Consider the following 11,293-nt stretch of genomic DNA (forward strand, 5'->3'; position numbering starts at 1 on the left):
CGCTCGTCGGGGCCGGACGGGAGCGGCCGACCACGACGAAGGAACGGAAATCCACGGTGGCTGCGAAAACAGCGTCGCTACGGGACCGGGTTGCCGCAGCCGACCCGGGCCTGCTGCGTCTGACCGCCGGGCTGCGCGCCGTCCTCGGCCTCACTCTCACCCTGGCCGCGCTGACGGTACGGGATCAGCCCTCGGTCGTACTTCTGGCCGGCGGCTTCACAGCGGTGGTCACCTCGTTGGCGAGCAGCGACCTGCACCCCCGCAACCAGTTCCTCACTCTGCTCGCCGGGGCTCCCGTGACCCTAGCCGCCTTGACGGCCGGGGGCCTGCTGGCGCCTTTCCCCTTCGCGTCCCACCTGGCCTTCCTACTGCTGATCTTCACCGCGGTATATGCGCGCCGCTTCGGACGACGGGGCCTGGACCTCGGGATCTTCGCCTTCATGGCCTACTTCCTGTCCCAGTTCGCTGGGATTCAGCCCCACCAACTCCCGCAATTGACTGGGGCGTTGGCCGTCGCCTTCGCGGCAGCCGCAGTCACTCGCTTCTGTCTGGTGCCCACGACGTCCTACGGAATCGTGAGGCGCCTGAGGGCGGCATTCAACAGACGGCTTCGTGATGCACAGCAGGCCACGTCAGATCTACTCGCAGACGGCGGAGCTGGCGTCCGCAGAGTCGAACGACGTCTCGACCGGCTGCACACCTCCGCGCTGCTGCTTCGGGAATTCCTGTACGAGGCTCCCGTCGGGCTGCTCCGAGACACGGCGGCGGAGCTGGAGCGGACGGCACATGCGGACGCGACCGCACAACGCCTCGGCGTACTCGCGATCCGCGCAGCGGAGGATTCGACCGGGACCTCCGCCAGCACGATGAGGGAGGCGGAGACGGCGGACTTGACCGACCGGACAGAGTGCGACCGTGTGGCGCTGCGTCCAGGGGCAGCACAGCCGTCAGGCCCGTGGCGGCATACGACGCGGCAGGCGTTCCAGGTGACCGCCGCGGCCGCGCTCGCCGTACTCGGCGGACATCTTCTCTCCCCGCACCTGTGGTACTGGGCCGTGGCCACGGCATGGGTCGTCTTCATCAATGCCGAGCACACCGGGGACGTCCTGCTGCAGAGCGGCCGACGGCTGATCGGCACCGTCGCCGGGGTGCCGTTCGGATACGGCCTCGCCGCCCTGGCCGACAGGCACACCACCTTGGCCCTGGCCTTTCTCCTCGCCTGCATCTTCGGGATGTTCTACACCTCCTCCGGCAGCTACTGGGCGGTGACCTTCTTCATCACCGGCTCGCTCAGCATGGTGCTCGCAGTCCTGCATACGCTCTCCCCGCAGCTGCTCGCACTTCGCGTCCAGGAGACCGTTCTGGGGGCCGGGTGCGGGATTCTGGCAGCCGCGCTGGTCGTCCCCATGGCTGTCCGCACGGTCGCCGAAATGCGTCTGAGGGAGCTACTTTTCCTTCTCGACCACCTCGTGCGCTGCGCGCCGCAGGCCAGCGTCCCGAAGCCCGCACTCGATGCACGTGATCTTGATCAAGCGCTGGAGGCCTTCCGCACGGCTTGCCGTCCCCTGGTGCATCCACTCAATCCCCGCCGCGCCGAGCGCGCCCGCGTCCGCCGTGTTCTCGAACGCGTGGAAGCCACCTACTTCCACGCGCGAAGCCTCGCCACCGAGACGGGAGGCTCACGAGACGCAGCAGCGTGGCCCGCGTCTCAGCACTCGTCAACAGCTCGGCAGAACCGAACGAACCAAGCCATCTTGCCCCCGCAGCCCTGTACTCCCTGCCCATGCACCGCCCGACGTGACAGCTGATAGCAGCCACAACCCGTGCCCGTAGCCCTACCTGTCCGGGCATTCGCGTACGGGTTCCCCTGCGCCGCCGCTCAGGATTTTGCGAAGGGGACGATGTCAACGGCAAGCAAATCGTGACCACTTCTCGGCGGGGCCACGCGGGGGTCAGTCCAGAACCCGATCCACCGCATCATCCGTGCCGGTCGGGGTGCGGGGTTCGTGGTGGGCGGTGCGGCCGAGGGCCTCGACGCTGGCGCACGCCGCCGCCGTGTCCGCCGCGACCGCGTGCAGGCCACCACGAGTCGTGGGGGCGGGCCAGCCGAGCAACAGCACCCGCCCACCCGGGGCGGTGAACTCGCGCACCGCGCGAGACACGATCGGTTGCGGCCATCGGTCGCCGAGATCGATCGGGTCGCTCCCGGCGGCCCACAGGGTCGCCGGGACTACCACCGAGGGCGAGGTGCCGGTGTTGCCAGTGCTCGACCGGGATGGACGCTGACGAGATTTCGCGGTCATACGGGGGCGTGGTCCAAGGGCGCAATTCGGGTGATCCTGTCCAACCCCGCTACACCGGGCGGCAGGTGTGGAACAAACAACGCAAAGACGAAATCCTCATCGATGTCGAGGACATCGCTTTGGGGCATGAGACCCGGATGCGATGGAACGACCGACGACGCCGACTACATCGACCCGATCGTGGCCGCCGAGGGCCGCGACGCCATCGAGGACGTGGTGGCCACCGCCCAGCGGCAGTTCCCCGGTCTGGTGTACCGCATGGCCGGGAGCGTCGACAGCCACCACCATGTGGTACGCCTCACCTGGGAACTAGCACCGGCCGATGGCCCTCCCGTGATCATCGGGCTGGTCGTCATGGTCACCGAGCAGGCAAGCTTGCGCCGTGTCTACGTCTTCCTAGATCCCGTGCCCGCACATCCCGTCACCAGGAGCTCAACCTTGACACCTGATCCGATGACCCGCCACCCGCTACCGGCCCATGAGCGGGTGGTGTTCCTCAAACCACTGGTCAGCTCGCCGAAGATCGCGGTAGGGGAGTTTACCTACTACGACGACCCGGACGGCGCGACGGAGTTCGAGCACCGCAACGTGCTCTACGCCTACGGCCCGGAACGGCTGGTCATCGGCAAGTACTGCGCGATCGCCGCCGAGACGCGGTTCCTGATGGCCGGCGCCGAACACCCGACGATGGGCGTGTCCACCTTCCCATTCACCATGTTCGGCGGCGAATGGACCGAGCAGACCCTCGACCTCGTCACCGGCATGCCCAGTCGTGGCGACACTGTGGTCGGCAACGACGTCTGGTTCGGCTATCAGGCCATCGTCATGCCCGGCGTGACCATCGGTGATGGCGCCATCGTGGCGGCCGGTGCGGTCGTCACCGCGGACGTACCGCCGTACACGATCGTCGGCGGCAACCCGGCGCGTCCGATCCGGCAGCGCTTCGACGCCGCCGACGTCGAAGCGCTGCGCCGCGCGGCCTGGTGGGACTGGCCGGTGGAACTCGTCACCGAGCACGCCCGCAGCATCATGGCCGGCACCCCCGCCGAAATCGCCCGCACAGCCGCCGAGCACGGACTGGAGAAGGCCGTATGACACGGGTATCGATCGAGGAGTACAGCGTGACCGGCGACGGGCCGTACGCGATCACCACCGGGCCGGACGACGCGCTCTGGTACACGCTGGTTCACAGTGGACATATCGGTCGGCTGGCGCCGGGCGGCGAGCCGGAGAACCATCAACTCGACCCAGGCTGTGGGCCGACGATCATCACACCCGGCCCGGACGGTGCGCTCTGGTTCACCGAGTACCAGGCACACCGGATCGGCCGGATCACCACCGACGGTGCGGTCCGGGAGTTCGCGTTACCGACGGCGCAGTGCGGGCCGTTCGGCATCGCCGCCGGTCCCGACGGGGCGCTGTGGTTCACCGAGACCCCGCTGACCGAATAGGCCGGATCACCACCGACGGTGAGGTCACAGAGTTCCCGCTTCCGGCCACCGGGGCGTTCCCGTCCGCCATCACCCTGGGCCCGGACGGCGGAATGTGGTTCACCATGAACCAGGCCAACGCCATCGGCCGCATCGGCACGGACGGCACCGTGACCGTGCACCCGCTCCCGACCGCGGCAGCCGCACCGGTCGGGATGACCGCGGGACCCGACGGTGCACTGTGGTTCGTGGAGATCGCCGCGGGGCAGATCGGCCGGATCACCACCGACGGCACCGTCACAGAGTTCCCGCTACCCGACCGCTCCGGCCGACCGCACGCCATCACCCCCGGCCTTGACCACACCCTGTGGTTCACCGAATGGGGCGGCAACCGCGTCGGCACCGTCACGCCGGACGCTGTGATCGAAACACACGACCTGCCCACCCCCGGCGCCGAGCCGCACGGCATCACCCTCGGCCCCGACCGTGCCATGTGGACAGCCCTCGAGACCGGGGCACTCGCCCGCATCACCGCCTGACTCAGGAGAAGAACCCTTCATGAGGTACGCGCTCGTGATCTTCGAGACGGACGAGTCACGCCGCCAGATCCAGGCTGACCGGGACGCCTACCGGGAGGCATGGTTGCGGAAGACAGACGGTCCGTCTTGGAAAGCCGGTTGTCGACATCTACTTTGAATTGCTGTTGAGGACTAGGGTTTCGCCATCCCGCAGAGGCGTGAGCCACCCCCCTCTTCTGATTCACCTGTGTCTGTGACACCGAGGACAGCTCGACTTCGGCCTTCTCTGCCGCCTCGAAAAGTCGTTGCAGCGCTTGCGGATCGGCACGTAGGTCGATGTGCTCTGCGCGCTGGAATTCGTCGGCGAGATAGTCGACGATGCCCGCAACGCCCACAGCCGCGTGGTTTCGATGAGTTCGTCCAGATCCTCCGAGCCCAGCCGGCTGGACAGGACGGCGTGCCCGGGGATCGGGAGGTCTTCTTCCAGGCGGAATCGGGCCACTAGTCACCACCACCCGAGTCGCTAACGGCCGCAACGAGTTCGGCCACCGGTACGGTGAACGTGAATTTGGGCATCGCGATCCCGCCGCAGGGTGCATTCCGTCGTGATGCGGTGACGATGCGCGTCAAATCGTCCGGACTCGACTGCACAGGTGGTGTCCGGCCTGGTCTATGCGTGGGGGCAAACCACAGACGGCTCCTGGATTGGCCTGGTGGTATTTGCGATCCCGGCGCGAAGCGCGAGGGATGCGGACTCCCAAAAGGAGGGATACGACCCGGTGTACGACGCGCGGCTGTTGCGGCGCTTCATCTCTCACGAAGTCGAGACACGCGTTGGGCGGGCGCTGTTGTCCGGCGACATCGACGACGGTGCCACCATCACCCTCGATGCCGACAACGGTGAACTCGTTGCACGCTTCGGACTGGCGGATTGCACAGATCTCGACCGAAAGGGCGGCCGGCCCAGCGCCCCGGCGATAGGGTGGACTATGCGGTCATGGTCGAGCTGACCAGCTGTTTTCGATCCGCGACGGGCCCCACGCTTCGGAAGCCGCGGAAAGTGAGGAACGAGAATCATGGGTGAGCCGACAACGATAATCGCGAAGACGATCGGGAATCCGTCGGGGGAACAGTACGACAATCCCTGGCCGTTCGGGCGTCCGGCCAAGGGAGAACGCGTTGCCATCTTCGCGTTCGAAGTGACGAGCGTCGACGGAGAAGCCGAAGCTATCCGGACGTACCACGTGGGTCCCGCTGATCTGGCCGAAGAAGGAAGAATCGCGCCCGAGCCCCGAGCCGCAGGGGGTCACGGTGCAGTGGACCGGAGTGCGGCGGAACCGTCGTTCGACCACCAGCCAGTCTCGATATCGAGGCCGCGATGATGGATCTCGACCGCTCCGCCGAGGCGATGCTTCTAGTACAAAGTTATGCCGGACGACACGCAGCTTGTCCGGATGTCGCGCGATCGAGGAGCATGTGATGAACCAGCGACTGTTCGATTTCATCGACGAGGCTCTGCGGCAATGCTTCGATTCCGGCGCCGGGCCGTATCCGTGGTTGTGCCGAGACGACGTCGAAAGGGTGCTGTCCGACGACGCCCGATGGCGTGTGATGCACGGCCGACTTGCGGCGATGGAATGGGGCAGCGGCGAATCCACCGGCAACGTCACTGTTACCTCGGAGCGTTTGCTGATAACACCCGACGGTCTGCTCTATGCCGCCGGATTGAGCGCGCCGTTGCGGCGAGGGGCCACTCGCCGAGTAGCGGCGGGGACAATACGGCGGCCACTGTATTACCTGGCGACGCCGCCCCCATTGTTCGAATCGATCGTCGACCGGGTCGGTACCACGTCAATGCTGCGGGGAGCGGTGTCTGCGGTGGACAATCGGCTCGGCCACGACCTGCTGTTTCCTTGGCCCCTCGATGCTGCGCTGCGCCAAATGCTCGATGCCCAGCCGGTTATGCGCATGGAACCCAACGGATGGCGGTAGGCACACCGCGGAAATGGATTCTCGGCCGCGCGCTATCGACGACTTCACCGGGCAAGGATTTGGAAGGACAAACCCGCCGCGCTGGCGAGCGGAAGCTACACCAACACCGCAAGGGAAGTGCGAGAAACTTTGGGAAAGCAGCACATCCTCACAAGCGCGTTGATGCGCAGCCGTGGCGACTCGACGACCCGATGCTGCGGTTCCTCGCCTACACCTGGGCCGATCACATCGACTTCCGGCCGGAGTGAGGTGTTGTGGAGTTAGGAGGTTGGGTGATTTCTCACTTGTGCATCAACCGCAGCAGATCCAGGGCAGCGCGATCGGGGCGGTCGACATCAACAGTGTGCGCAACTTTGAAGATCGGCGTCAGCATCGAATCGCTGCCCATCTCGTCCAGTGCTTCCCCAGAGTAGAAGGCGATGAAGTTCCTGGACACGCCGACGCTGCGCGCCGCAGTCACGCGAGCATGGAACTCCCGGGCGACGATCTTAGGCCTCGGTCCGCGAAGTGGTGTCCCGCTGGTCCTGCTCAATCGCTTCCGCGGCACCATCGACTGGTGGGATCCGCAGCTGCTGGACCATCTGACGCGACACCGCGACAATCCTCAGATCCGCGCCTTCGTCTTGTCGTTGTCGATCTGAATCGCCTCCGGGTTCCCCCGGTCGTCGGTCAGGAGTGTCGCAGGGGCGGCCGGTTGTTGCCCAATGCGAGGACTTGGGCTGCGACCTCGTCGATGGCAGGCATGGTGGCCACCTCGGCCGCGACAGCGCGGGCAGCGTCGGCGAGGCGCGCGTCGGTGATCAAGGTGTGCAGGTGCGCCGCAGTGATCGTTCTTCCCAGCACCGCGATACCCGCTCCGCGGCGCTGCACCGATACCGCGTTCCACCTGCGGTCGCCGGGGGCGGGGGTCGCCAGCTGAGGGATTCCGGCGCGCAGAGCCGCATACACCGAGCCGGCGCCGCCGTGGTTGACCATCGCGGTGCAGGTTGGGAGCACGGCGTGCAGCGCGATCCACCCGACTGTTCGGACGTTGCCGGGAAGGTTGGTGGCGCGCATGACTGTTCGGTTCGGGCGGACGATAACGATATCGGCGTCGACGTCGGGCGCGGCCCGTAGCACCGATCGGAGCATCGCGTCGGGGCCGTCGCCGAGCATGGTGCTTCGGGTTACGACGATGCGTGGTCGGCGGGGGGAGTCGAGGAGGAATCGTGGCGTGGATGCGCCCGGTGTCGAATACGGGATGTATCGCAGGGGCCAACCCGGGACAGAGACGATGCTGGGCGGCGCGATCGATAGGGTGGCCGTGCTCGCGGGAATGTCGGCACCGCCGAGCAGCCGCAACAGTTCCCGTCGAATTACGGTGCCGTCGTCCAGCGCGATATTGTGCAGCACTGTGGGGACGCCGAGGTGGGCCGCGGCGATGGCCGCGGCAGACGCGAAGGGTTCGTGCACCACAATGTCGGGCGCGAACCGGGCCGCCACTCGAATGAGCTTGTCGATCATCGGTTTGTTGGTGACGGCGAACACGTGGGCGCCGCCGCGAGCGTCGGCCATTCCCGCCGCGGATCGCAGTGCGAGGACCGGGTGCAAGCCCAATCCCTGTGCGACGGCACGGATGTGTCCGATGCGCGGTGCGACGTCGACAACCGGGACATCGGAGGAAACCGCCGTCGCGGCATCGCCACCGGTTGCTACCAGCACCCGGTGCCCCTCCGCACGCAGATGCAAAGCAAGAGGCATCATCGGGAACAGATGCCCGATCAGCGGTGTCGCTACGAACATCACCCGCATCGGAGTGCCCCCACTCCGGGGCCGACCGTGTCGGCGGGGTGCGGTTCGGGCGCCGGATCCAGCCACCACAGGATGTCTCTGCCGCAAGGGCTATGCGAGCGCCGGATGATCTTAGTGATCCGGTCGGTACCGCCCCCACCGGCAGCCGGGTCCGGTACCGAGTGATTGCCCGAATCTTTCGCCAACTCGCAGTCGATGTCCGAGACGGCCCGAGCGAGCCATCGCCCACACCTGGTCCCGGGCGTTGCCGGCGACGCCGCAGGTCCGACAACGCGTTGAAGTCCTTGTAGAAACTCCATCCTGTCGGCGGCCGTGTGATCGATCACCGCGTGCATCGCCACCACGGCGACCTCCACATGATCATGGTGGTTGCCTATTCCCAGCAGCGCGAGAACCTGCACCGCAGGTGCGCTGAGCAGTTCCGACATGAGGCGCTGCAGGGCGGCGCGTTCGACCCGAGCCACCGACAACACCGCGTCGTCGAGATGCCGGGAAATTACCACCAGTGCGCACGTGAGCAACATTTCTACCTGGGCGTCAGCTACGTCGCAAACGCCTCGTTCAACGTCAACACGTTATCAGGTGTGACCACAACAAGATTCACACCAATCGCTCGAACTCGCTACTGGATTGCGGGACTGTTGTAATGACTACCAGCTTGCACACATCGTCGGCGAGATCGAGTCCGTCGTAGCGGCCAGCGGTAACCAAGTGGCCCAATGGGGCGCAGCTCCAGGCATCCACCGCTGGAGTCATCTCCCGCGCGGAGCCGGTAGACGTCGTGGCCGAAGCCAGTAAGAAGCATCTGAACGTCGTCGGCTTCGGGGTGGCTGACGCACAACCACGCTGCCCGCCCTCCCGCGGCGATGGTCTGCCCAACCGCCCAGGCGACCACTGCCGGGTCGAGGGCTTTTTTCTGGCTCGGGTTGAGCACGAACATCCGCTCGCCGGTCGAACCGGTCGGCAAGGGCTGTTCGGGCACCAGCCGGGTGACTTTGCCACCGCCGACGCGGCGCTGCAGGTCATCCATCGACCCGAGTGTCGCCGACAGATAGATCCGTTGTCTGGCTTGGCTGTAGCCCGCATTAAGCGCGGTCGGCGGATGATAGGGGCGGATCTCGATGCCGGACGGGCCGATCAACACTCCGCACCGGGTGAAGTGTTAAGCTTGTCGGCCTCTTCCTGGACCTGCTCCGCTACGTGACGAGTTCCCGTCAAGTAGGCCACCGACAAAACCCTGATCCAGCGCGTAGTCGGCAATCAACAGCGCCACGAGGGTCTTGCCTTCACCGGTCGGCATCTCGATCGCGACGTCGCTGGTATCGAGATGGTGCTGGCCATGTGACGCGACGGCGAGTGAGCGGCGTTCGTAGGCTGCTGCGACCAGCCGGAACAGCAGTTGTGTTCCGGTGTCGTCCAGGGGTGCGAATCCGATTTCGTCGAGTATCACCAGGTCCGCGCGTAGCAGGTTGTCGATGATTTTGCCGACGGTGTTGTCGGCGAGGCCGCGGTAGAGGGTGTTGATCAGGTCGGCTGCGGTGAGGTAGCGGACTTTGTGTCCGGCGTGGATGGCGGCGTGTCCGAGCCCGATCAGGGTGTGGCTTTTGCCTGTTCCGGGTGGCCCGATCAGCGCGAGATTGTGTTGCGCGCGAACCCATTCCAGGCTCGACAGGTAGTCGAAGCTGGCCTGGCCGATGGACGAGGAGGCGACGTCGAAGTTGTCGAGGGTCTTGATGACGGGGATCGCGGCGAACGCTTCGGCGATCAAGGCCAGCGTGGTCGACTGCTTTTGATCGGCGGCGAACGCGGTGAACCGCCACCGCGAGAACGCCAGCACCGCGCAGAACAACTGCAACCCGGGCGCGACCTGCGCCCAGTCGATCACCAGATACTCACCCGGCGACCACACCGCCGGGCGACGACCCCGATGATTATCCTTGCGCCACAACACTTTCTGCTCGGCAACCAACCGACGGAAATTCCGTGGCGACCCCTCGTAACCAGCGGCCCGCGCCGCCGGGAGCAGTCGTTTAGCCGAGATCCGGCCCTTCGACTTGGTGACCCGCTCAGCGACCAGCTCGCGCACCGAATCGTAATTGCGCAGCCGCGGCACCCGCTCCGGCGGCCGACCGCCGGACTCGACACGCTCGACGACCCGTTTCACGGTCTTGTGCGTAGTGCCGCACAACTCGGCGGCCCCACGATAGGTTCCGACCTCTCGATAGGCGGAAATAATGTCCACGCTCCCTCGCAGACTTCAATGGAACTCCCTGGGCAGTGACGGATGACAGTTGGCGCTATCACCGTCACTGCCCAGGCCACGAGCTCCGGGCATGACACGACGAGCAAGGGAATGGGGACTTCTACCTGGCCGCCAACTGGCGACCTACGACCGGCCACCAGTGGCGACTTTCTCATGGCCACGGACAACCGTGTGCTATTCCCGTGGCTGCGCTGGGGAACTCTCGCATCTGCGATCGGCGTGGGTTTGTCGAACACGCGGTAGCCGAATCGAGGTCATTGGCGTGGTCAGCTACAGGTCAGTAGCAACTCGAACGCGCTGTGTAGGTCCGCCCCGTCGAAGATCTCGGGGGCAGCGTCCGACGCGGCACGATGCCGGACGGTGTAGTAGGCAGCCAGGTACCGCAGATCGCCCCACGGTTCCAATGCATGGACGCGATCCAGCACCTGCCCGCATCGTAGGCATTCGAGCCACGGAACGACGAGCAAACCTGTCAGGCTGGAGCCTGTGATGCCGAGTTGTGCTGGGTCGATCGGCGTCGAAGAATCGTCAGGCAGCAGTCGAATGGAAGCCTCGCCATCGGAATCCCGTGCACAAGCAATGATTTCGTCGTGACGCACCAGTCGTTCGGCCCAATGCTCGGCCAGCACTTCGATCTCGGCGCGCGTTCGATCGTTGATGGGCACTTCGTGCTCGAGTAACTGTCGCGTCAAGATCCACAGGCCGGCTTCCTGTCGGCCGGTCTTTCTGCAGTCGCGAAAGTTCTCGGTGTCGTCGACCGAGGGCAGCAGCGCGGCCAATCGTTCCCATAGGTCTGCTTCGTATGCCTGGTAACGGCTCTCACCACTCACCGATGCGACGCTACGGCCATCGTTCGTGGACAGCTTGATCAGGTGACGCCCAGCCTTCCCACAACGGCAACGATGAACGTCGGCATGAGGCGCGGTGCCCGGTATTTCATCGGGTCCGTTTCCTCATGCCGCGTTCCCGAACCGGACGGGCCAGTTTCCCGGCATC

The 11,293-nt window shown here is 65.8% G+C and carries 13 protein-coding genes and 3 pseudogenes; 8 read left to right on the forward strand and 8 right to left on the reverse strand.

Annotated features, from left to right (window positions below; genetic code table 11):
• Positions 1-56 precede the first annotated feature (56 nt).
• Positions 57-1,808 (forward strand): FUSC family protein, encoded by a 1,752-nt coding sequence (locus ACIBI6_RS17630; protein ID WP_396957019.1) that lies wholly within the window; start codon positions 57-59, stop codon positions 1,806-1,808.
• 144 nt (positions 1,809-1,952) lie between these two features.
• Here the strand turns inward: ACIBI6_RS17630 and ACIBI6_RS17635 are convergent, their stop codons facing one another.
• A complete protein-coding gene (locus ACIBI6_RS17635) occupies positions 1,953-2,303 on the reverse strand; it encodes a hypothetical protein (protein WP_396957021.1) in 351 nt (116 codons plus the stop codon).
• A gap of 126 nt (positions 2,304-2,429) precedes the next feature.
• Here ACIBI6_RS17635 and ACIBI6_RS17640 point away from each other — a divergent pair, with 126 nt between their 5' ends.
• Genes ACIBI6_RS17640 through ACIBI6_RS17650 form a run of 3 tightly spaced genes read left to right on the forward strand, consistent with a single transcriptional unit; the run spans position 2,430 to position 4,272 of the window.
• Positions 2,430-3,398, forward strand: coding sequence for a CatB-related O-acetyltransferase (locus tag ACIBI6_RS17640; RefSeq protein ID WP_396957022.1), 969 nt, complete (start codon positions 2,430-2,432; stop codon positions 3,396-3,398).
• Entirely contained in the window at positions 3,395-3,754 is a 360-nt protein-coding gene (locus ACIBI6_RS17645; protein WP_396957023.1) for a hypothetical protein, read from the forward strand. Before ACIBI6_RS17640 ends, ACIBI6_RS17645 begins: the two co-directional genes overlap by 4 nt.
• The gene (locus ACIBI6_RS17650; protein ID WP_396957025.1) at positions 3,724-4,272 is read left to right on the forward strand and encodes a hypothetical protein; all 549 of its coding nucleotides are present in this window, start codon (positions 3,724-3,726) and stop codon (positions 4,270-4,272) included. Before ACIBI6_RS17645 ends, ACIBI6_RS17650 begins: the two co-directional genes overlap by 31 nt.
• A 218-nt stretch (positions 4,273-4,490) precedes the next feature.
• Here ACIBI6_RS17650 and ACIBI6_RS17655 read toward each other — a convergent pair.
• Positions 4,491-4,631 (reverse strand): annotated as a pseudogene (locus ACIBI6_RS17655) (Hsp70 family protein); the annotation flags it as partial.
• 273 nt (positions 4,632-4,904) lie between these two features.
• Here ACIBI6_RS17655 and ACIBI6_RS17660 point away from each other — a divergent pair.
• On the forward strand, positions 4,905-5,261 hold the full coding sequence (locus tag ACIBI6_RS17660) for a hypothetical protein (RefSeq protein ID WP_396957027.1): 357 nt from the start codon (positions 4,905-4,907) through the stop codon (positions 5,259-5,261).
• A gap of 469 nt (positions 5,262-5,730) precedes the next feature.
• Entirely contained in the window at positions 5,731-6,243 is a 513-nt protein-coding gene (locus ACIBI6_RS17665; RefSeq protein WP_396957029.1) for a hypothetical protein, read from the forward strand.
• 280 nt (positions 6,244-6,523) lie between these two features.
• Here ACIBI6_RS17665 and ACIBI6_RS17670 read toward each other — a convergent pair whose 3' ends face one another.
• Positions 6,524-6,679 (reverse strand): hypothetical protein, encoded by a 156-nt coding sequence (locus ACIBI6_RS17670; protein WP_396957031.1) that lies wholly within the window; start codon positions 6,677-6,679, stop codon positions 6,524-6,526.
• Here ACIBI6_RS17670 and ACIBI6_RS17675 point away from each other — a divergent pair.
• The gene (locus tag ACIBI6_RS17675) at positions 6,663-6,884 is read left to right on the forward strand and encodes a hypothetical protein (RefSeq protein WP_396957033.1); all 222 of its coding nucleotides are present in this window, start codon (positions 6,663-6,665) and stop codon (positions 6,882-6,884) included. The genes ACIBI6_RS17670 and ACIBI6_RS17675 overlap by 17 nt on opposite strands.
• A gap of 28 nt (positions 6,885-6,912) precedes the next feature.
• Here ACIBI6_RS17675 and ACIBI6_RS17680 read toward each other — a convergent pair whose 3' ends face one another.
• Positions 6,913-8,025, reverse strand: a complete 1,113-nt coding sequence (locus ACIBI6_RS17680) for a glycosyltransferase (protein WP_396957035.1) — start codon at positions 8,023-8,025, stop codon at positions 6,913-6,915.
• A gap of 323 nt (positions 8,026-8,348) precedes the next feature.
• On the opposite strand from ACIBI6_RS17680, the gene ACIBI6_RS17685 reads away from it, so the two are divergent.
• Complete coding sequence (locus ACIBI6_RS17685; protein WP_396957037.1) at positions 8,349-8,681, forward strand: hypothetical protein; 333 nt, start codon at positions 8,349-8,351, stop codon at positions 8,679-8,681.
• Here ACIBI6_RS17685 and ACIBI6_RS17690 read toward each other — a convergent pair.
• From ACIBI6_RS17690 to ACIBI6_RS17705, 4 genes and pseudogenes are all read right to left on the reverse strand, one after another.
• The gene (locus ACIBI6_RS17690; protein WP_396957039.1) at positions 8,657-9,175 is read right to left on the reverse strand and encodes a hypothetical protein; all 519 of its coding nucleotides are present in this window, start codon (positions 9,173-9,175) and stop codon (positions 8,657-8,659) included. The two genes, ACIBI6_RS17685 and ACIBI6_RS17690, sit on opposite strands and share 25 nt — an antisense overlap.
• 198 nt (positions 9,176-9,373) lie before the next feature.
• Positions 9,374-9,784, reverse strand: a pseudogene (locus ACIBI6_RS17695) (ATP-binding protein); the annotation flags it as partial.
• Positions 9,776-10,295: pseudogene (locus tag ACIBI6_RS17700) on the reverse strand (IS21 family transposase); the annotation flags it as partial. The pseudogenes ACIBI6_RS17695 and ACIBI6_RS17700, both read right to left, overlap by 9 nt.
• Positions 10,296-10,563: 268 nt before the next feature.
• The gene (locus tag ACIBI6_RS17705; protein ID WP_396957041.1) at positions 10,564-11,076 is read right to left on the reverse strand and encodes a hypothetical protein; all 513 of its coding nucleotides are present in this window, start codon (positions 11,074-11,076) and stop codon (positions 10,564-10,566) included.
• Positions 11,077-11,293 lie beyond the last annotated feature (217 nt).

The sequence above is a fragment of the Nocardia sp. NPDC050412 genome (genome assembly GCF_044458825.1).
In the GTDB taxonomy this organism is placed as follows: domain Bacteria; phylum Actinomycetota; class Actinomycetes; order Mycobacteriales; family Mycobacteriaceae; genus Nocardia.

Excerpts from the sequence above, each read along its gene's own strand:
- ACIBI6_RS17635 (WP_396957021.1), bottom strand. The coding sequence starts at position 2,303 with ATGACCGCGAAATCTCGTCAGCGTCCATCCCGGTCGAGCACTGGCAAC.
- ACIBI6_RS17640 (WP_396957022.1), top strand. The coding sequence starts at position 2,430 with ATGAGACCCGGATGCGATGGAACGACCGACGACGCCGACTACATCGAC.
- ACIBI6_RS17645 (WP_396957023.1), top strand. The coding sequence starts at position 3,395 with ATGACACGGGTATCGATCGAGGAGTACAGCGTGACCGGCGACGGGCCG.
- ACIBI6_RS17665 (WP_396957029.1), top strand. The coding sequence starts at position 5,731 with ATGAACCAGCGACTGTTCGATTTCATCGACGAGGCTCTGCGGCAATGC.
- ACIBI6_RS17675 (WP_396957033.1), top strand. The coding sequence starts at position 6,663 with ATGAAGTTCCTGGACACGCCGACGCTGCGCGCCGCAGTCACGCGAGCA.
- ACIBI6_RS17680 (WP_396957035.1), bottom strand. The coding sequence starts at position 8,025 with ATGTTCGTAGCGACACCGCTGATCGGGCATCTGTTCCCGATGATGCCT.